The organism is Robertmurraya dakarensis (genome assembly GCF_900156875.1).
GTDB lineage: Bacteria > Bacillota > Bacilli > Bacillales > Cytobacillaceae > Robertmurraya > Robertmurraya dakarensis.
This window is the reverse complement of the sequence record NZ_LT707408.1, coordinates 1429774-1451239: the sequence shown is the minus strand read 5'-3', so window position 1 is coordinate 1451239 and position 21466 is coordinate 1429774. Positions and strand designations below refer to the sequence as shown.

Sequence of the window (21466 nt, the reverse complement as noted above, 5' to 3'; positions counted from 1 at the left end):
GGTTTTTATACAACATTAATTCTTAAATTGGAATGATGCCGTGTTTTCGTGGAGGGACTTCTTTAAGAAGTTTTTCAGGTAGACGCTCAAGAGTTTTAGCAATAAGCAATCTTGTGTCTAAAGGATTAATTACATCATCGACGCCAAAGCCCTCTGCACCACGAATCGCACCAATTTGGGAACGGAATTTATCAATTAATTGCTTTCTTCTTTGAACAGGGTCATCTGCTGCCTCATAGTCACGATAATAGGCAACATCAACTGCTCCTTCAATTCCCATTGCACAAATTTCTGCAGTAGGCCATGCTATGGAATAGTTAGATTGAAGAGTTCTGCCACCCATCATAGCAAAATAGGCTAAGCCATATCCTTTACCAACGGTAACTGAAACCTTCGGGACAGTTGCTTGTGCAAACTCGTATAATAGTTTGGCAGATTTTCTAACTAATCCAGCCTTCTCTGAAGCGCTTCCTGGTAAGAAACCAGCAACATCAATAAAGGAGATTAACGGAAGATGGAAAGCATCACATAAGCTAACGAACCTCGAAGCCTTTGTACATGCTGCAGAATCTAGTATCCCGCCCATATAACGCGTTTGATTTGCCACAATACCAACTGCTTTACCATTAATTCGAGCAAAAGCTGTAATAATATTCTTTGCAAACTGAGGTTTAATTTCATATACACTATTATGATCAAATATTAAATCTAATATTTTCCTCATATCATAGGCTTGATTTGTAGACTTTGGGAGTAATTTTAGTAAGGATTGATCAACATTGTTCAAGGGCTGATTACAAGGAATTTGTAGTGGAGTTGCCTTTGCGTTTGAAGGGAGATAACTTAAATATTTTTTTATTTCCTTAATACATTCTTCATCATTTTTCACAGTCAAGTCCGCCATGCCTGATACCTTAGTATGAAATGCAGCTCCCCCCAATTCCTCTTTTGTTAGATCTTCCCCTAGGGCTGCCTTCACCAATTTGGGACCAGCTATCCCCATTGTTGACCCCTCAACCATCGGAATGAAATCACATAAGGATGCAAAATTTGAAGGACCTGCAAAACCTGGACCCATTATTGCTCCAATTAATGGCACCCACCCCGACATTAAAGATAAATCAACAAATGATGATCCCGAAGAACCCCTTGCGAACTCACGTGAATCCAGCCCCTCCTGAATTCGATGTCCTCCTCCCTCCATGAGGAAGATTAAAGGATACCCCGCTTCTTTGGCAATTTTAATAATACGTGCTTGTTTCTCTAAACCAATTTTCCCCATCGAGCCACCCATTACCGTATAGTCACTGGCACTAACTGCAACAGTTCGACCATCGACTTCTCCTATACCCGTAATGATTCCATCAGCAGGTGTATCTATACCCTGCATAGTCTCCATTCCAATATTTTGTACAAACTTGCCTATCTCAATAAAAGTTCCTTGATCGAAAAGTAGTTCAATTCTTTCTCTAGCAGTTAACTTTCCTTTACTGTGCTGTTTCAGCACTGCATCAGGTCTTTGTTCATCCAATAATGCATCACTTTTGACTAGCAGCTCATCCATCAATCTTCTAATTCGATTTTCTTGGGTTTTATCTTTGTTCTCGTCACGAAATGTTTCTGAATTCAAAATAACTTCCTCCTAATAAATACTTTTAAACCACTTTAACATTAATAAAGTATGAGTTTTCATACCATTCCATATTAAGAACAATTAATATGGACTGTATATCTTATGAACTAGTCCGGTATAGTTATGACAATTTACATAAGATTAACTGCTGGAATTATTAATCAATATTCCTCTTAAGCTTGTAATTTTAAGAATGTGTTTCAAAAATTAATTGTATTTTTGCTATATGTTCGTTAGTTTAATTATAGAGACTCAAGGAGTGTAGAATTCTCCAAATAGGCTGGCTATAGAAAGGATTGCATCCATGCGTGGTAGTCATGAATAATAACGATCAAGCAGAAAAACAATTAATTTTTAAAATAAATGAGCTGCGGCAATCTTTTGGGCAGGATTTATCCAAAACACTTTCAATCATTGAAAAAAACAAACAAAATCTAAAATTCAAGCAAAAACTTTATTATGATTTTGAGCAGGACTTAACTGATATCTCCTATTACTATACTAAAAAGAAAAATAATCAAAATGTATTTTTGAGTTATCATAATTTGGTGAGGAAATCACATACACAGCTTCTTCCATATTTTATTAGCAAAGACCAATACTTGTACACTTGGGTTGATATGCAGCCCGATGGCACTATAAAAAACATCTACTCTGGCGAGGAGAATGATCCAGGAGCGCTTATTGAACAAGATTATAAGACTATCCAAAAGAAACATAATGAATTTAAAAAACTACTGGAAAATAGAGAAGCTATCTGGCAAGTACGCAACGAAAAAACAAAATATATTGATACAGCCTTTAAATTTAATACAGAACATATTGTTCCCCAATCCTGGTTTGGAGCCAAGGAACCAATGAAAGGTGATTTGCATCATCTCTTCGCCTGTCAGCCTGAATGCAATCTAAAACGTTCAAATTTCCCATATGAAGATTTTTCTTTTTACCGGCCAGAATCACCCAATGAACAGATTCAGAATCAATGCGGTGTTTCAATGGACGGCTATTTTGAACCTGAATACGGAAAAGGGGCTGTTGCCCGAGCAATGCTCTATTTTATCCTCCGTTATCCAAAAGCTATTAAGAAATCCTTTTATAGAAAAATTGATATTTCTTTGTTAATAAAATGGAATAAACAATTCCAAGTATCAATCTATGAAAAACACCGCAACCAAGCGATTTTTCTTATTCAAGGAAACCGCAATCCTTTTATTGACTTTCCTGAAATAGCCGAAGAAATGAACTTTCCTAAAACTTCAGCTCGAAGATAGTACATTAATAGAAAAGTAGTGAATAGATTAAAAATTCACTGCTTTTTCTTTCTACCGTTCACTCTTTTCTATTTATCTTTAGCAGATCTTCGCACCCAAAAAAAGAGATGGGAGTATTCCCCATCTCTTGCAATACGATATCAATCATGAAAATTTGTTCCATCAGTTGTTGCTTTGATGATTCCTGCTCTGATCACAAAGTCACCAAAGTGTTCGCCCTCTTCACGTTCTTTTGCAAAACGTGATAAAAGCATACGTAATTCACTTAAGATTTCTTCTTCACCGATATTTTCACGATACATTTTATTTAGACGGCTTCCATCAAAAGCAGCTCCAAGATACATATTGTATTTCCCCACTGCTTTACCCATAAAGGCGATTTCGCCAAGTCCTGGGCGGGCACAGCCATTTGGACAACCTGTCATTCTGATCGTAATCTCCTCGTCTCGCAGACCGTTCTCATCTATAATCTCTTCAACCTTATCGATTAATTTAGGCAAATAGCGTTCTGCTTCTGCCATAGCCAATCCGCATGTTGGAAGAGCCACGCACGCCATGGAACTGCGGCGCAATGCTGAATGATGTTTTCCATCCGTTAAACCATATTTTTCGATCAATTCATTAATTTTTTTCTTTTTCTGGCTTGAAACATTCGCAATAATCACATTCTGGTTTGTAGTCAAACGGATTTCTCCAGTATGAACTTTTGCAATTTCACGTAATCCAGTCTTCAGCTTATAATCTTTAAAATCGGCAACACGTCCGTTTTCAATAAACAGGGTAAAATGCCATTTTCCATTTATTCCTTTTACCCAGCCATAGCGGTCTCCATTACTATCGAAATGAAATGGCTTTGCTTCATCCAGTTTCCAGCCAAGGCGGTTTTCTAGCTCTTCCTTCACATTTTCTAGACCAAGGCGATCAACCGTATATTTAAAGCGGGCATTTTTTCTCTCTGAACGGTTACCATAGTCACGCTGAATGGTAATGGTTTTTTCTGCTACCTCGTAAAGTTGCTCCGGTTTACAGAAGCCAATAACCTTAGCAAGCTGCGGATAAGTAGTCTTATCACCATGAGAACTTCCCATGCCGCCTCCTATTGCAACATTAAAACCGATTACTTTTTCATCTTCAATAATTGCAATAAACCCAAGATCATTTGCAAAAACATCGATATCATTCGTTGGTGGAACAGCAATACCAATCTTGAACTTTCTCGGTAAATACAGCGGTCCATACATCGGTTCAACCTCTTCAACATCAGGGGTTCCCGCTACCTTTTCCTCATCAAGCCATACTTCATGATAAGCTCTAGTTCTTGGCAATAAATCATCACTTAATCTTTTCGACCACTCATATACTTCACTATGGACTTCCGATTGATATGGATTCGGTGTACAAAGAACATTACGATTGACATCCCCACAGGCTGCAATCGTATCCATAAGAGTTGCATGGATTCGCTGAATTGTATTTTTCATATTCCATTTTAGAATACCATGCATTTGAAATGTCTGGCGTGTTGTAATCTTTAACGTTCCGTTGCCATTCTCTTCAGCTAACTGATCCATCACAAGCCATTGTTCCGGTGTTGCTACGCCACCTGGCAAACGAACACGAAGCATGAACTGATAAGCCGGTTCCAATTTTTGCTTTTGGCGTTCATTACGAAGGTCGCGATCGTCCTGCAAGTAACTCCCATGATGTTTCATTAACCGATTGTCATCGTCTGGTATACCAGCGCTAAGACGATCTAACATTACTTCCTTCAACGTACCACGTAAATAGTTACTTTCATCTTTGATGCGCTCAACATCACTCGGCGGGCCGCCTGGTGCTTTTAAACTAGTCTTAACCATTTATGAAAATGCTCCTTTCAGTCCAAATCAATATACATCACGTTGATAACGTCTTTGCTGCTGCATGTTTGCAAGATATTCTTCCGCTTGTTCACGTGTCATATTTCCTTCTTTTTCAATAATCTCTAGAAGGGTTTGATGAACATCATGTGCCATATTTTTCTCATCTCCACAGATGTAGAAAACTGCACCTTCTTCAAGCCACTCAAACAGGTCCTTGCTTTGTTCAAGCATACGATGCTGTACGTAGACTTTTTCGTTAGTATCACGAGAGAACGCAACATCCATTCTTGTAAGTACGCCATCCTTTAACCATTTTTGCCATTCTGTTTGGTAAAGGAAGTCTGTTACAAAATGCTGGTCGCCAAAGAACATCCATGACTTCCCTTCAGCCCCAGTTTCCTCACGTTCCTGCATGAAAGATCGGAATGGTGCCACACCTGTTCCAGGTCCTACCATAATGATCGGTGTATCGGGATTTTCTGGCAGCTTAAAATTCTCGTTATGCTGCACGAATACAGGAAGAGTATCTCCTGGCTGCAGACGTTCAGCACATAAAGTCGAGCAGACACCTTTTCTTTCACGTCCGTGTGATTCATATCGTACTGCACCGATTGTCAAATGCACTTCATCTGGATTAGCTGATAAACTGCTGGCGATAGAATAAAGTCGCGCTGGTATTTTTCGTAGAATCGAAACAAACTCTTGTGCGTTTTCACCCCATGGACCAAAATCTCGAACTAAATCAACTAGATCTCGTCCTTCTATATAGGCCTTAGCTTTTTCTTCGTTCCCTGGTGCAAGAAGTTCTTTTAATTCTTCATTTCCAGATAACTCCGCAACTTTTTGCAGCAACGGCTTTGTCAGAACGGTAATTTCATACTGCGAGGTAAGCGCCTCTTTCAGCGATCTGACGTCTCCTTGCTTATTAATGGTCACTGTTTGATTGGATTCCCATTTCAATTCTGCAAGAAGCAATTCAACTAATTCTGGATCATTTTCAGGATAAACTCCCAGGCTGTCACCCGGTTGGTATGTGATTCCAGAACCCTCTAGTGATATCTCCAAATGACGGGTTTCTTTATTAGAACCACGTCCATTTAAGTTTAGTGATTCTAAAACTTCTGCTTTGAAAGGATTTGTTCTTGTATAGACAGATTCAGCAGTTGGTGCGGCTACTGACGCAGCAACAGCTTCAAAAGCTGAACTGTCACCTTGCGCCGTATTTAAACTGCCAATAACACCCTCAATCCATTCTGATGCTGGTTCTTCAAAGTCCAGATCGCAATCAAAGCGAGGATATAAGCGTGTACCTCCAAGCTCCTCTAATTTCTTGTCAAAATCTTTTCCTGTTTGACAGAAGTACTCATAGGAACTGTCCCCAAGGGATAGCACCGAAAATTGGAGATCATCAAGCTTTGGCGCTCGTTTTCCATGCAGAAATTCATGAAATGAAAGAGCATTATCTGGCGGCTCTCCCTCACCATGTGTGCTGACAATAATCAATAAATTTTTAAGTTTCTTTAATTGATTTGGCTTAAAATCACTCATCGCAGAAACGGTTACATTAAACCCTTTTCCCTCAAGTGCTTTAGCCGACTTTTTCGCAAGTCCCTGGGCATTGCCCGTTTGCGATCCAAAAAGAATCGTTACTTCCTTAGAGACCGGCTGGGCGTTGTTTTGTCCTGGAAGCTCTACTGGTGCAGCTCCTGGAGTTCCGACAACGCTGTTCACAGAATAAGTAGCTGCTGCTAGGTAACCACTAAGCCAAACTTTTTGTGATTCAGTTAAAGTAGGCAGTAGGCGATTAAGAAGTTCAGCCTGCTCCTGATTAAACGGACTGTTCAATACCTGTAGTTGCATTATCTCCACCTCACAAACACATTGTATATTTTTCATACAGTCTAATTAAAAGTATTAATAATACCATTATAGACTTATAACATATGAATTGTAATCACATTTTGACTTTCCCTATAAATTAAGTCGGGATTAAATGTTTCTATATTAGAACTTTACCGAAAGTTAAACAATTAGTAAAATAATTATAAGTAATCATTACTATTAATATTACTAATATAAGGAGGGGTTTCATTGTATTATGAAGAATTGATAACATTTGTCACTCTTGCTGAGGTAAAAAATTTCACAAAAACAGCAGAAAAGCTCCTTATGTCTCAACCAAGTGTCAGTCTTCATATAAAAAACTTGGAAAAGGAATTTCAAACGAAATTATTCAAGAGATCACCTAAATATTTAAAAATCACCCCAACTGGTGAAATTTTATATGATCGTGCTAAACAAATGATCACGATATATGAACAAACGAAACTAGATATTTTAGAACATCACAACTCCATAAGGGGACAGTTAAAAATTGGGGCCAGTTTTACAATCGGTGAATATATACTGCCTACCTTATTACATGACCTCCAAAAAGAATTTCCAGAAATAGAATTGCAGGTCATCATTGGAAATACGGAAGAAATCGTTGAATCTGTCCGACTCTATCAAGTAGATATAGGACTTATTGAAGGGCAGACAAACGAAAAAGAACTGTCTGTTCATCCCTTTATGCAGGATGAGTTATTTATCGTCGGTGCTAATGACAGTATCCTTGCTAAGAAGGGTGAAGTGCCTATTGAAGACCTGCAGAATCAATCATGGGTAACAAGAGAAGTAGGTTCGGGTACAAGGGAGTATTTTAATCATGTCGTTCGTTCAAATGGATTGAAGATTAAATCGATCCTTACCATTAGCAGTAACCAGGGTATTAAGGAAACTGTAATAAACGGCATGGGTCTTTCACTTCTTTCTCAAAGTGTGATCGAGAGGGATATTAAGCACTCGAACCTCTCTATCATCAAAATAAAAAACCAATCCTTTACTAGAACCCTTTCCTATGTCTATTCCCCCATTATGGAGGAAAAAAAGATGGTCAAAACCTTCATCCAAGCTTTGAATCATAAATGGCCAAACAAAAACGCACAGTCATAACTCTGCTGTGCGTTGGCTAGTTATCAGCTTTTAAATTTTCGTTTTTGGTGCAATAACATGCTTCAATTCTTTATGATCCATAAATTTCTTAATATTAGTAATCGTAATATCTCCAATTCTTTCGATCGCTTCAAAGGTTGCTCCGCCAATATGTGGAGTTGCTATGACATTAGGCAGCTTTGCTAACTCCCCTGTTGGAGGTTCTTTCTCAAATACGTCTAATGCAGCTCCTCTTATCTTATTCTCCTTCAGAGCATGCACTAAATCACCCTCATCAATCAGTCCGCCTCGTGAAATATTAATGATAAAAGCTGTGGGCTTCATTAATGAGAGAGTTTCTTTATTTACCATTTTTCGGTTGTTTTCAGATAGAGATGTACTGATGATAATAAAATCTGAGGAAGAAAAAAGCTCATTTAAATCTACAAAACTCACATTCCATTTCGCAGCAGCATCAAAGTCCTTATAATTTCCATAGCAAATCGTTTCCATATTAAATCCCGCTGCACGTCTGGCAATGGCTTGACCAATAGAGCCGAATCCAATAATCCCCAGTCGTTTTCGATAGATTTCATTCCCCATAGATAATTCCCAATGGTCCGCTTTAATTTCTTGGTGCTTTTGAGGAATTTTTCTTGCTGCAGTTAACATTAACCCGAAAGCATGGTCAGCAACTGATTCTGCGTTTTGGCCTGGTGCATTTGTGACAGGTATTCCCTTTTGGAAGGCATACTCTACATCTATATTATCGTAGCCTGCTCCATATTTAATAATGTACTTTAATTGTGGTGCAGCATCTATAACCTCTTGATCAATTTTTACCACTGCTACAACAATAATGTCTACATCCTTTACTTGCTCTATCAGCTCTTTCTTATCGATACCATGGTCAGTGTATAGGAACTTTACCTGCGCTCCTAATAATTTTGCATCATGAATGAGCTTTGGATTTGCGTCATAAAAAGCATCTCTTAACATAAATAATATTTTCATAAGTTATCCCCTTTACTCTTGTTGCGTATCTTAATTAGAGTATAAACTAAAAGAAGAATAAAGGGAGAAGTTATTTACTAGTCAGCACTCTCTTCTATCCTTTTTATAAGTTCGTACGGGCGGACTTTAAAGGCCTCATGTGGTACACATCGTCCTTTCATGGCATCTGTGATTCTTTGAACAAATTTGCCTCGTTTTATATAGTTTGAAACATTTGACTTTGTTAATTTGACGAACATAACTTCCTTTGTTTCATCTGAAAGCTGGAGTGCTCCGCCAATGCACTTACCTCTAAATACAACACAGATTGTGTTTCCATTTGAGTAGACTCCGGTTACACCGGATAGCTCAGTTTCTATTCCTGTTTCTTCAAGAATCTCCCTGCACAAAGCCATATCTAATGTTTCCCCAAAATCCACTCCTCCCCCGGGCAATTCATAAGTGTCAGACCTCCAAGAGGTTTTAACCAGCAGAGTTTCATTCTTTTCATTTGTAATATAGCCGCTGACTGTCACATTCTGCAGTGGGGTATCGTACTTTCCTGTTTGAGTTAAAAATTCCTGCCGATAGTCTGAGTATAATCCTTCATACTTTTGTAAAAACATCGGATCATTTTTTACTCGTTTATCTATTTTTATATACTCCTCTTCGCTTGGATATTCCCAGAAAACAGCATGTTCAGATCGATCATCTGTAACCCAGCTTCCTACTAGCTTTGCCCCGCTTTTTATCTGTACCGGAAGAATATTCTCATCAAAGAATTTAATATGCTCATTCATGTTTTTTGGATGAATTTGAAAAGTTTCTCTTCGGTAAAACATGTTAATCCTCACTTTATTTAAGTTTGTCCATTCTTGTAATCTATTGTACGCGGATATTTAAGCAGGAGTGCTAGGTTAAACCACAGAAAAAGACCTCCTACATGATTTTGTAGAAGGTTCTTCTTGTTTCTTTCATTTATTTTGAGAAAGCATTTCTTAACGCATTTGCCGCCTGTTCAATTCCTTTTTTACCTTGATCTAACACACCTGGCATCCAGAAAAATCCATGGATCATTCCATTATAACGTGTAGATTCTACTTCCACCCCAGCTTCTTTCAGACGAGCTGCATATGCTTCACCTTCGTCACGAAGCGGATCAAATTCCGCTGTCAGAACAAGAGCTGGAGGCAAGCCGCTTAAGTCCTCCGCAAGTAATGGAGATGCATATGGGTTTTTCCCATCTGCTTCTTCTCGCAAATAATGATTCCAGAACCAAACCATACTATCTTTTGTTAAGAAATACCCCTCTGCATTATCCCGGTAAGATGCTGTTTCATAAGAATGGTTGGTAACAGGATAAATTAACATCTGATAACATATTGATGGCCCTCCTGAATCCCTAGCCATTAAAGCCACGACAGCCGCTAGATTACCGCCGGCACTGTCACCGCCAACTGCTATGCGATTTGGATCAACCCCGATTGAGGCTGCATTTTCTGCCACCCACTTTGCAGCAGCATAAGAATCTTCAGCTGCCGCCGGATACTTATGTTCAGGAGCTAGACGATAATCAACAGAAACAACCACGCAGCTAGCTTTATTAGTTAATAGTCTGCAAGTGACATCAACTGTATCAAGATCACCAATTACCCATCCGCCTCCATGATAATAGATCAGCACGGGATGAGGCCCCTGCCCTTGTGGTGTGTAAATACGGACTGGGATCTCACCACCTGGTCCCGGTATTGTTCTATTTTCTACTTTTCCTACTTCCTCAGGCTCCCCTGCCAAAGCCCTTAAGTCGGTTCCTTGTCTAGCTTCTTCAGGAGTAAGCGTATTCATTGGAGGGGCACCTGCTGCCTCCATTTGTTCTAATAGAAATTTTACTTGTGGATCAAGAGCCATAGTATTCATTCCTCCTAGTTCTATTTAATAATTATGCAAACGATAAATTATCTAATTCTATTAAATTACTTCGCAGTATTAGAAGTCGATAATAAGGTGAATCCCTCATATCCCTTTTCTTGCACTTCAGTACATTTTTGCCGGTATGTTCCTACCCCACCAAGATAGGCCATAAAGCCTCGTGGTTTTCCTTCAATATTTGCCCCCATATACCAGGAGTCGGTCTTAACCGCAAGTGTTACCTCAGCTACATCTCGGACATGTTTGCTCCAAGTTGCTTCTGCGTCAGGATTTGCTTCGATTGAAGCTTGATTATTTTTATGAAGATAATCAATACAATCTGTAATCCATTCCACATGTTGTTCAATCGAAACCATCATATTGCTCAGTACAGAAGGACTTTCAGGACCTGTAATCATGAAGAAATTTGGAAATCCAGCTGTGCTGATTCCTAGATAAGTCCTTAAATTAGCACCGCCAGCCCATTTTTCTTTCAACGATACCCCGCCTCTGCCGCGAAGATCGATTTTAAATAACGGTCCAGTCATTGCATCAAAGCCTGTCGCGAAAACAATTGCATCCAATTCATACTCTTTATCAGCAGTACGAATCCCTTTTGCTGTAATCTCCTCGATAGGGGCCTTCTTGATGTCAATTAACGAAACATTGTCCCTGTTATAAGTTTCATAATAGTTTGTATCAATAATCTGACGCTTTGTACCAATATAATAAGTTGGCATCAGCTTATCTGCCGTTTCAGGATCTTTAACAATTTCGCGTATTTTAGAACGAACAAAATCAGCCGCCGTTTTATTAGCTTCCTCATTAAGCCCTAGGTCATTGTAGTTGTAGCTTAGTGAAAACAGTCCGCCTTTCTCCCAGGCTTCTTCGAAAAGCTTTTGACGCACTTCAGGAGGATCATCTAAAGCAGAACGTTCTCTCGGACCGAATGGAACACCATGTGCAGATTCTCGCATTTTCTTCCTAATTTCGCTGTAATTTGCTCTAATCTGCTTCACATATTCAGGATCCAATGCTTCGTTTCTAGCGGGAATGCTATACTGTGGCGTCCTTTGAAACACAGTGAGATGTTCGGCTTCCTCCGCGATGACAGGAATTGCCTGAATCCCACTCGATCCAGTTCCGATAACACCAACCCTTTTTCCTTTAAAACTAACTTCTTCATGCGGCCAGCGTCCAGTGTGATACCACTCACCCTCAAAGTTCTCAATTCCCTTAAAGTTTGGCACATTTGAGACCGACAGACAGCCAACTGCAGCAATTAGATGCTTAGCAGACAACTTTACACCATCATCTGTTTCGATGTCCCAGCGATTATGATCCTCGTTATAATGTGCTGAAACAACTTTCGTGTTAAATTGAATATCGCGCCGTAAATCCAATTTATCAGCTACAAAATTAGCATATTGAAGGATTTCTGGTTGAGGAGCATATCTTGAGGACCATGTCCATTCGTTTAAAATTTCATCAGAAAAAGTATAGTTATAATAAATACTTTCAATATCGCAGCGCGCACCAGGATAACGATTCCAATACCAAGTACCACCAACGCCATTTCCTGCTTCAATAACTCGAGTCTTGTATCCCATTTCACGCAGGCGGTGAAGTGTGTATAGTCCAGAAAAACCTGCCCCAATAACAACAGCATCTAACTCAGCAACATGATTGCTCTTTTGTCCATGACTCAGTGACATTGTACCAACTCCTTTAAAAATTTTATTTTTGTTTTCCAAAACCTCATTCAACAAAAAACGATTTTTAATAGTTCAATAGTTTTCAGTTCATGTCCTAAATCATTACAATAACCTGAAAGCGTTTGCATAACTTAAATGTATATTCCTATTACTGGTTAAGTATGAAAACATATTTATCGTAGATCTTCCGTTAAAGGAAGATCTGCGACTTTCGAGTACAATTAATCTAAAATTGCCGTAACAGGCGGCTTATTTAGAAATGGCAGTAGATTAGCCATATCATTTTGAGCAGCTTGCGCATCTGGCGAAGCGAATGCCTTCGAAAGTGTCTCCATATCTTCAAATATTAATTCTGCAACTAAATAATAGTTCACATCTGAATTTTGAGTTTGTAACACCCTCTGAACAGCAACTTCTCTAATATTAGGCATTTTCCTCACAAGCGGGATATGCACATCATGATAATGTTTCTCAAAACCATCCTTATCTTTCGGTTCTTCATACATAACAATTAGTTTCGCCAATCAAACAACCCCTCCTTGGTTAATTATATTAACTATTTTAAATATACATTCAAAAAACTACTAAATCAATCAGAATTTTTAAAAAATTCAAATTTTTCTAAAAGAATCGCAAATCGATTCTAAAATATTAAGTCTTGGGGTAAATATAAAAAGATCCTCGTAATTGTTCTCAATGTATTCACTTATAATAGTAATTGCCTTTTTAAACCGGTGCACTAAAAGATAAGTCACCTTCTCATCCCATGTAAATCTATTAATTCTCCATAGTTCATCTGCAATAATATGAAGCTTATACTCTTCTACAAGAAGCTTTAAACGAAAAAGTTTTTCTGGATCTGAAAGGTGAACATTCTTTTCTTGATAGCTTTTATGAACATAATCGTTAAACCCTCTAATATTCTCCGCCAATAGCTTTGCTTTCTCCATTTCCGATACCAATTTATCACCCCGATTCCATGTTTTGAATACTTAGTTACCAAAAGTTTATGAACGATCACGATTGTTATTCTTGAATGTCATTAAAAAAACCAAACTAGGCAAATGCGCTAGTTTGGTTTTTTAATTCTATGGATGTTTTTTCTGCCTCTTGAAGCAAGTGATAAAGAGAATATCACTGCATTGCTTCCTCTCCTTGATAAATCCGAAATGCCGGAACAATTGTTTCCGAGACAATTTCTTTTCCTTTTTCACGAAGGAAGTCCAACTTATAAAAAGCATCGAATCGTTGGCTGATTTCCGTTTTCACCAGTTCTGGCGGTGTCACAACGATGAATTGGAACTTCAATTTTTCAGCCACCGCAAAGATCGGGTCAAGAACATGTGCCGATGCGGCCTGTCCGAACGGATTATCACAGACTAACGGTACCCAAGCTTGGTCTGTTTCGCTTTTAACAGATAAGAGCATCATCATCATCACCATTCGAGCTGAAAGCTTTTGTCCGCCGCTTCCATCGGACTTCGTTTTCGACCCTTGATTAATCGTTTTCCATGTAGAATAATGCTCTCTTTGAGGTTTCCCATACATAAAGGCATTATCGGTTCGCATATTGTACACAAGCAGCTCTGGATATCGATTTCTTAAAGAGACAAATAATATCTGTTCATCACTAATCAGTTGTTTAATCTCTTGATCTAGTAATGAATTATGATCATCAATAGCATCAAATTTGTTCGTTATTTTGTTAATGGCACTTACAAAGTGCTGTTTTAACAACGATTCGATATCTTCAGCTTTCTTAGGCAGGATGTCTTCCTTAAGCTGAACAAGCGGAAACGAACCACGTTCGTTTTTCAATTTCATTTTTGCAATCATCGAGCGAATCGCTTCAGCAATACTCATGACCTTCATGCTGGCACGGCTTGCCCAGAAGTTCTGCGCCTTTTCAGCTCTTTCTTTATCACGTTCCAATTGCTCTAATCCACTCATGGAGAAACGCTTCATATTCTTCACAATGTTTCCAATATGGTGATAATGCCTTGTATCCATATGATCAAGTGTCGTTAATACTTCATTCTTAAAGCGGATCTCCCAATCTTTCCCCTCAATGGTGAGCTTCAAATTTCTTAGTGATTGGTCGATTTTTGCATGCTTTTCTTGTCCGTCTTCTTGAATGCTTTGATGTTCTTCACACCAGGAAAGAATACATTGTTTTCCTTGGCTCTTAATTTTTTCAATATCTTCTTCTGTAAAGGCTGCCGCTTCTTCTTTTAGAATCACGGATAGGGTTAACATATCGCCTTCATATCCCGTAATCTTTGACTCAGTTTCTTTTTGCAGCTTCTCTGTCTGTTTGATTTCGTCTTTTATTCTCTTCGTTTGGTCCTTAATTTCTACAGCTTTTACTTCTAAGTCAAATTCTTCCCATTTCTCCGGCTCTTTCTCATGCTTGGCCACTTTCTTTTCAGACTTCGCGCGCTGTGCAATACCATGCTCCATGGAAGTTTCTGCAACCGTTACAGCTTTTTCTTGTTCTCGTTCTTCTTTTTCCGCTGCTTTTACTTCCTTTTGAGCTGTTTGCAGCATATTTTCTAATATACTAATTGGCTCCTCCGGCTCTGGTTCATCTTTCCACTCATTGTTAAGAGCGTTCAGCTTTTTCTCTAACTTTTTTTGCTGTTTTTGTTCAGTTTCTTTTCTAGCCTGAATAACAAGCAGTTCCCTTGCCTGTTCTTCTTTTGATTTTTGCAATTGTTTAAGTTCGTCTATTCTTCCTTTGATTTCTTCTAATATATGAGATGACAAGCGTGGAACATCTTCACAAGCTTCTGCTTTTTCCTCAGCAGGAAAAGCAGCATTCTCAACAAAGACTGCAATTTCTTTAATGATTTGTTCAATTGAATGCTTCCATTCAACATACGTTTGGTTCCACTCTCTTTGCAAATCAATAATACTTTGATGCTCAATCCCTATTTCTTGCTGCTTCGCAGATAAGTGTTCCTTTTGTTTCTCTTTCTCTCTTTTCACCCGCTTGTTCTCTTCATGAAGGGACTTCTTCTGATTGAATGCCTCTAACGTCTCTACATCTTTAGTAAGCTTTTCAATCTTTCTTTTAGTAACCTCCATCTGATTTATTAGCTCAAGCTGTAATTCTTTCTCCTTGTCTTCTTGATTCGTAATTTCCTGTAATTCATTTCTTTTCGAAAGAAGAGCAGTCTCTTCCTTTTCTAAAGATCTTTCAATATCGCTGGAAAGCTCATTTGCTAAGAATCGATCGATTTCTTTTAAAATACGGCGGTAAGAACTTTCCGTTTTTTCAATTTCATCTAGTGTTTCTTTCTTTTCATCTATTTGTTTCGCAATCTTAATTTTCCAGTCGGTGAACTGGTTTTTATTTGTTAATAATTCTTTCTCCGAACCATTAAGCACGACAAACGACGGCTGATCACTTTCTAGGTTCATTTCTTCACGTAAGAAGATTGGAACAGGACTTTTGAACATTCTTCCGGAAAGAACTTGGGCATTCACTTTTTGCCACTGCTGTCCACTGACGACTAGACCGTATGGAAGTAGAGGATATGATCTTAGGTACAACGCTTGTTCTTCACCAATTAATGATTGAAGAAATTGGCTGCCATAAAACACGTCAATACCCGTCTTCTCATCAATCCATTCTTTTAATTCTTTTACATCTTTATTTGCGATCCAGAAGTGTTCGTCATTTAAAGAATGATCCAGCTGTGTTTCCCACAATTCTTTCTTCATCTGTTCCGCGAGTTTGTTATTTTCATTGAGCAGATTCTCTACTTGTGTACCGTACTTAGATAATGATGCATTAGTAAATGGCACCGTCACATCTTCTAGTAACCCATGAAGTTTTTCTGCCAGTTTCGCTTCTTTCTGTTTTTGGCCTTCATTCTTAACCATTAACTCTTCAATCTTTTCCTCTAAAAATTGAATGTATTGCACGAGTGTACCATGTGAAGTCGCAAGTTGATTTTGTTTTTCACTAGACTTTTTATCTTTCCCTTGTAACTCTTCCAACCCAGCTTTTTTATCTTGGACTTGATTAGAAAGTCTTTCGATAAATCCCTGCAAGTCATATGTTAATACATCGCCAAATTCTTTAATAAGTTCTTCCGCTTTCGACTCAAAATTATGAATTTGCGTATAAAGAAAATCAATTTCTGTTGTGATTTGAGCAATGTCTTTTGTCTTTTGTTTATCCTGCTGAGATAGTTCCTTCTCTTTTTTCTTCAAGAACTTTTGATAACCGGCATACTGCTTCATTACATCTTTAATGGCTTGAAGTGAATGTTCCCAATGGATAACCGCTTCTTTTTTAATCTCATCCATTCTTTGATTAACTTCCTCTAAGCCGCTATTTTGTTCCAATGTCGCAATCTGCTGAGAAAGAGAAGTAATGCTCTGTTGATTTTCACTCCATTCTTTTAACAATGCTTTAAAAGCAAGCTGGTCTTTGTGTTCTTGCTTTTCCTTTACAAGGTTTTGTAATGTATCAAGCTTCTTCTTTTCTTCAGCTAGCTTCTTTTCCCAATCCATGACCTCACGATGAGCTTTTGCATACTCTAGATTATCTTTTTCGTAGCGGAGATCTTCTTGCTTTATCGTCAGTTTTTCCATACTTTTCTCTAAAGTGACCAGTGTTTCGCGCTCGACTTGAAGCAAATGCTCTAACGCACCAAGCAGTTGTTTACCTTCCTTCACACTATTTTCAATAAATTCTTTATGAAGGATTCCTTTTTCAAGATACTCTTCAAAGGGAACAATGTCTTCTAGAAACTCTTTATGTGCTTGCTCTCTTTTTAAAAGAACAGGCAGATCCTTTGCAATACTAGCCTGACTCTTAAAGATTTCCACAAGATCGTTCTTATGATGTTCCGTTCGATGCAAGACCCCGCTTATTGTAGGGATGATTCGTTTTTGAAAAAGGGAATGATCATCTTCCGCTCCTTCAAAGTACTTTCCGACTCCGCCTTCATCCTTGTTGATTTCCTTCATAATATCCCAGTCTTTACGGTTAATTCCGTATGTATCAAGAATACGGTAATGCTTCTTCGTATCGCGGTAGACGTCATAGCCATTCCATTTTAAGTAGTCCTTTAAACTCTCGGTTTCTGCCACCTCATCATGTTCATAAAGTGGAATATGTTCAAGTGCTGCCTCTTCTTTCCGTTCAAACTCTCTTGTATAAAAAGTAATATTTGGAAGGATCTTCGCTTCTTGTTCCAAAGTCGTACTTTCATTTCCATTCTCTTCACTCATTGAAATCCGCTGCTCAGCTGAGAACATTCCTCCAGTAATCAGATGCCTGCTGTCACTCCCATCCAATTCCCACTGAATGGCGACATGAAAGGTATAAGGAATAAACTGTTCTTTATTATTAAAGAAGAATTGCTGGTAATACCGATTATTCTGTTTCCCCCACGATGTACCCGGTTTCAGTATCTGGAAAATGGTTTGAAGGAATACCCCTTTTCCACCTCCGTTCATCATCGAAATGAGCCCGTTTGTCGAAGTCTCTTCGTTATGAAAACTAAAAGTAGTATCCTTGTATTGCTTTTGCATGCCATCATACTTCAGGCCAACAATTCTAATTCGATGAATTTTCGGCATGCTCATCCTCCTCTGTATTGATTAATTTCTTAAATAATTCATAGCGGTCATAATCGTGATACAAATATTCAATCCGTTCAAACAGTTCTTGTCTTGGAATCGCCTTAGCTATTTCGTCGCGGTCAAGAATGACGATTAACCCTTCCGTATCCAATAAACGCATGGCACTCGTAATTAAACCGATTCTAGTTCGTTTATTCCCTTTTTTCGGCCCAAAGTGATCTGTATCGACTTCCATGAACTTCCATACTGTCACAACATCCTTCATATCAATTCGGTTATCTTCCCCGAAGGTTGGCTGAGCTCTAAGAATGCCATCCCATTTCATGATAAGTTCGTCGACAAGACGTTCTAATGCAAAGAAGCTAATCCCTTCCCGTTGTGTTCGTATTCTAGCAGCTTGATTGCGGTCGATAGCTGCTAAGAAAGTCATGATGACTACACTAACAAGATGAAAATGTTTTTTCGTTTCAATTTGCTTATGCTTGTCTTTCATATGGGTGAAATTCGTTGCAAAGACTGAACCGGTTGGCTGAACAACCAACTGAATTCGTTTCGGGGATTCAATGATATACGTACCCGACTCATCTGCCAATAATAAAACCGTCTGTCTCACTTCTGGGTCAAAATAAGTTTGAAAATGTTCACTATTTTCGTCAATGACTTTCTCTTTTAATAGAGTAAAAAAGACCGCTGATGCTCTCTTGATGGTTTCTGCACTCATGCTTTTGCCTCCTGAACACATATTTTAAATGGGGTCAATTTCGTACGATGCCACAGTAAAGGCTCGGCACGATGATCAAACACAGTAAAAATCATCGAACCTTCTAAGGTTTCAAACTGCGGGTATTCTTTCATGAGTTTTAAAAGTAGAATCTCGCGTTCGTCCGTAATCGTTTCTTCTTTACGATGCAGCACTTGAACCTTCAACGGCTTTTTATCAAACATCATCCATAAATCAATGGTTTCTGACTCCTCAAACCATAAATCCTGCACTTCCAATGGCAGCTGTGATAAATCAGCCAAAGAAAACTCCTGATATGACTGCAAATATTGAAAGACATAACTCCATGCTTTCACAACAGAATCCCAGTTCGTTACACGCTTACGAGGAGCCTTTTCTTCCACTTCTTCCTCATTCACAACATCTTTTACTTGTTTTTCATCAAACTCTTGTTCTCCCCATACCCAATCAAGCGGCAAAATAAATTCATTCTTCGGTGAAAATAAAGGCGAAAGCACTTTTTCAATAGAGCTGAAACTTTTCACGCCTTCTTTCATAAACCAGTTCTCATAGATATGCTCCCTAAATGAAACAAGGCTTGTTTCCCAGAACAGTGAAGGATTCTCTGCTTTTAACTTCATTTCATAAGAGATATTTTGAATTACAAGTTTGGCAAGCCGGTCATGCAGCTGCCTTGTATGGCCGATTTTTTCCTGAAGAAGGATCAATTCTTTTTGGATATAATCATCTTCTTCATTTCTGCGTTTCGTCTTTTCAATCATGCTAAGAATGGTACGGAAATGATTTTTTTCTTCATCAAATTGCTTCTCAATTTCCTCCCGATTATCGGCCCTTTGCATTTCCTCTTCCATTAATAAAATTTTGGGATTGTTGAACATTTCCTTTTGAAAAGAAAACTCTCTTGCCAGCAGGCGGTTAACACGTGAAATGAGATGATCGAGGTTACGAGTAGCCTTTCGAAAATTTCCGTTTTTAATCAGCTGCATACTATAGAGCTGTTCGATCGTAATCGAGAATTCTTCTGCCATTTCCCTGCTCATAAAAATCATTTCTTGAGCAACATCTGTCAGCTTATAAACAATTGATCCGCCCATTTCTAAATTAGTATAAGATTCATCCATTTTCACATAACGGAAGACCTGCGTTTCCCATGATTGTCTTACTTCATCATAATACAAGGCTTCAAACGGCTTACTGTATTCTTCTTTTCCCTGATAGAGAAGCCCGCTTGTAATCCTTTCAATCTGTTTTTCATCTGCTAACAGCTTCATTTGTTTAATCGAATCTTCAACCATATACTTGATGTCTGACTTTCTTCTATGAATATCATCATTTAGTTCTTTATAGAAAAGGGTGAGAAGTACCTGCATGAGGATCGTCTGAAGATGAGGTTTCAGCTCCCCTACCTCCATTCCCCTGCCTAGTTCGAACAATGGGTTCAATCGTTGCATTCTTTGTGCGAAACCTTCCCATGACTCGTTCACAACCATCTCCTCCATGTTTCGATGTTTAAAACTTCCTGAGCTATTCGCTTATTTTCCAACCATAATTCCATTAATTTTGACTGCTCTTCTTCCGTAAACCATTGAAAAAATAGATCGCGATACTCCGTATTCTCCATTTGACCCATTTTCTGATCATTCCTTTGTTCATAATACTCAAGCATTTTACGGTAGATTTTTAAGGCAGGCTGAATACAGCTATCCCGATACTTTTCAATCAACCGAATGAGGATCCCGTATCCTTCCGCATCAAGGTCTCCTGCGTAATAGAATAAATAATTCTTTCTGGGAAACATTCGAAAGAAAAAGGAAAAGCTCTTTTCGATTTTCTTCCCTTCACCATATATGATGAGCTCAGGTTCATAATCAAGTTGATCCTTTTCCAATAATTTAATAGAAGTATGAAAGAATGATAGATTTTCAACGATAAGAACACGCTGAATATCTTTTATTTCTTTTCCTTGTTTCAGCCAAAAAACAAAAGGCTCACCATAATGCACCACTTTTAACTGCTCTTGTGATACACCAATTCTAGTTAAGAACCCTTTCCCTTCTGGGAAACTTTCACTGTCCAGCAAAAATTTTTCATGTCCAAACAGTTCCAGACTTCTTTCTTCTAATGACACAAATTCCCGTTCGTCAATGGACTTCAAAAAAGTATATAAATTTTCGATCCTATTCCATTCATCTTTTGTTTGCCATTCAGGATGCCTTTCGTAAAATGAGAAATCAAATAGATTACTTAACTTCATCATCTCAAGCCGGTCCCATTTTACTGCCTGAACTTTTACATTCACCCAGTAATATAGTGGCAAGCTAGGTGTTCTTCCATTGTATTGGTTATTTCGAATCGGAATCAGCTGCCCTTCGGCTTCAAGCGTTTCGATCGCGTGGTAGAACAGCGAATAACCATCCATTTCAAAGTAATCATCTGAAAGCTTACGCAACTGAAGCTCTAGATCGTAAATATTAATCTTCTTTTTCTGACTCGGGTGTTGAATGTCTTCAATAAAACCCCTCACCCTTGTTTCAATGATATCGATTGTACTCACCTACTTACTTCTCTTTGTGATGAACAACTACACAAAGTACAAAATTTCGACATCCTTCTATTATAAACCAGGTAAGTGATGGTTGGTAAATGAAATTTCCTATAGATTTTACGGAAGCAAATAACAAAAAACCACACGATCGTAAAACACCACTGTGCAGCTTATATATGTATTCGTACTTACCTTAACTTTGAAGTGGCTTCGTGAAACTACC

The 21466-nt window shown here is 38.4% G+C and carries 15 protein-coding genes; 2 read left to right on the top strand and 13 right to left on the bottom strand.

The genetic code is table 11. The features are described from left to right. Positions 1-22: 22 nt before the first annotated feature. A complete protein-coding gene (locus CZ487_RS08245; protein ID WP_202617799.1) occupies positions 23-1630 on the bottom strand; it encodes an acyl-CoA carboxylase subunit beta in 1608 nt (535 codons plus the stop codon). A 320-nt stretch (positions 1631-1950) separates the two neighbouring features. On the opposite strand from CZ487_RS08245, the gene CZ487_RS08240 reads away from it, so the two are divergent. Further along, a complete protein-coding gene (locus CZ487_RS08240) occupies positions 1951-2904 on the top strand; it encodes an endonuclease I family protein (RefSeq protein ID WP_077211905.1) in 954 nt (317 codons plus the stop codon). A 140-nt stretch (positions 2905-3044) separates the two neighbouring features. Here the strand turns inward: CZ487_RS08240 and cysI are convergent, their stop codons facing one another. Together cysI and CZ487_RS08230 are read right to left on the bottom strand one after the other, a co-directional pair. Then, on the bottom strand, positions 3045-4763 hold the full coding sequence (gene cysI, locus CZ487_RS08235) for an assimilatory sulfite reductase (NADPH) hemoprotein subunit (protein ID WP_077211641.1): 1719 nt from the start codon (positions 4761-4763) through the stop codon (positions 3045-3047). A 27-nt stretch (positions 4764-4790) separates the two neighbouring features. After that, a complete protein-coding gene (locus tag CZ487_RS08230; RefSeq protein ID WP_077211640.1) occupies positions 4791-6626 on the bottom strand; it encodes an assimilatory sulfite reductase (NADPH) flavoprotein subunit in 1836 nt (611 codons plus the stop codon). A 231-nt stretch (positions 6627-6857) separates the two neighbouring features. Here CZ487_RS08230 and CZ487_RS08225 point away from each other — a divergent pair, with 231 nt between their 5' ends. Next, positions 6858-7760, top strand: coding sequence for a LysR family transcriptional regulator (locus CZ487_RS08225; RefSeq protein WP_077211639.1), 903 nt, complete (start codon positions 6858-6860; stop codon positions 7758-7760). A 30-nt stretch (positions 7761-7790) separates the two neighbouring features. On the opposite strand, the gene CZ487_RS08220 is transcribed toward CZ487_RS08225, so the two are convergent. The 10 genes from CZ487_RS08220 to CZ487_RS08175 all read right to left on the bottom strand — a co-directional run bounded on the left by CZ487_RS08220 (position 7791) and on the right by CZ487_RS08175 (position 21252). Continuing rightward, entirely contained in the window at positions 7791-8753 is a 963-nt protein-coding gene (locus CZ487_RS08220; protein ID WP_077211638.1) for a phosphoglycerate dehydrogenase, read from the bottom strand. Positions 8754-8830: 77 nt separating this feature from the next. Then, a complete protein-coding gene (locus tag CZ487_RS08215) occupies positions 8831-9574 on the bottom strand; it encodes an NUDIX hydrolase (RefSeq protein WP_077211637.1) in 744 nt (247 codons plus the stop codon). Positions 9575-9710: 136 nt separating this feature from the next. Beyond that, entirely contained in the window at positions 9711-10640 is a 930-nt protein-coding gene (locus CZ487_RS08210) for an alpha/beta hydrolase (protein WP_077211636.1), read from the bottom strand. Positions 10641-10705: 65 nt separating this feature from the next. Continuing rightward, positions 10706-12355 carry a flavin-containing monooxygenase gene (locus CZ487_RS08205; protein WP_077211635.1) on the bottom strand — a complete coding sequence of 550 codons (1650 nt, stop codon included), beginning with the start codon at positions 12353-12355 and terminating at the stop codon, positions 10706-10708. 221 nt (positions 12356-12576) lie between these two features. Further along, complete coding sequence (locus tag CZ487_RS08200; protein WP_077211634.1) at positions 12577-12879, bottom strand: EthD family reductase; 303 nt, start codon at positions 12877-12879, stop codon at positions 12577-12579. An 87-nt stretch (positions 12880-12966) separates the two neighbouring features. Next, positions 12967-13317 carry a hypothetical protein gene (locus CZ487_RS08195; protein ID WP_077211633.1) on the bottom strand — a complete coding sequence of 117 codons (351 nt, stop codon included), beginning with the start codon at positions 13315-13317 and terminating at the stop codon, positions 12967-12969. A gap of 172 nt (positions 13318-13489) precedes the next feature. Continuing rightward, positions 13490-17953: a coiled-coil domain-containing protein gene (locus CZ487_RS08190; RefSeq protein ID WP_077211632.1), complete on the bottom strand. Its 4464-nt coding sequence runs from the start codon at positions 17951-17953 to the stop codon at positions 13490-13492. Then, positions 17931-18677, bottom strand: coding sequence for a DUF6063 family protein (locus tag CZ487_RS08185; RefSeq protein WP_077211631.1), 747 nt, complete (start codon positions 18675-18677; stop codon positions 17931-17933). Before CZ487_RS08185 ends, CZ487_RS08190 begins: the two co-directional genes overlap by 23 nt. Next, complete coding sequence (locus tag CZ487_RS08180; RefSeq protein ID WP_237562817.1) at positions 18674-20188, bottom strand: hypothetical protein; 1515 nt, start codon at positions 20186-20188, stop codon at positions 18674-18676. Before CZ487_RS08180 ends, CZ487_RS08185 begins: the two co-directional genes overlap by 4 nt. Further along, positions 20179-21252, bottom strand: a complete 1074-nt coding sequence (locus CZ487_RS08175) for a Wadjet anti-phage system protein JetD domain-containing protein (RefSeq protein ID WP_077211629.1) — start codon at positions 21250-21252, stop codon at positions 20179-20181. Before CZ487_RS08175 ends, CZ487_RS08180 begins: the two co-directional genes overlap by 10 nt. Between the last annotated feature and the right edge of the window lie 214 nt (positions 21253-21466).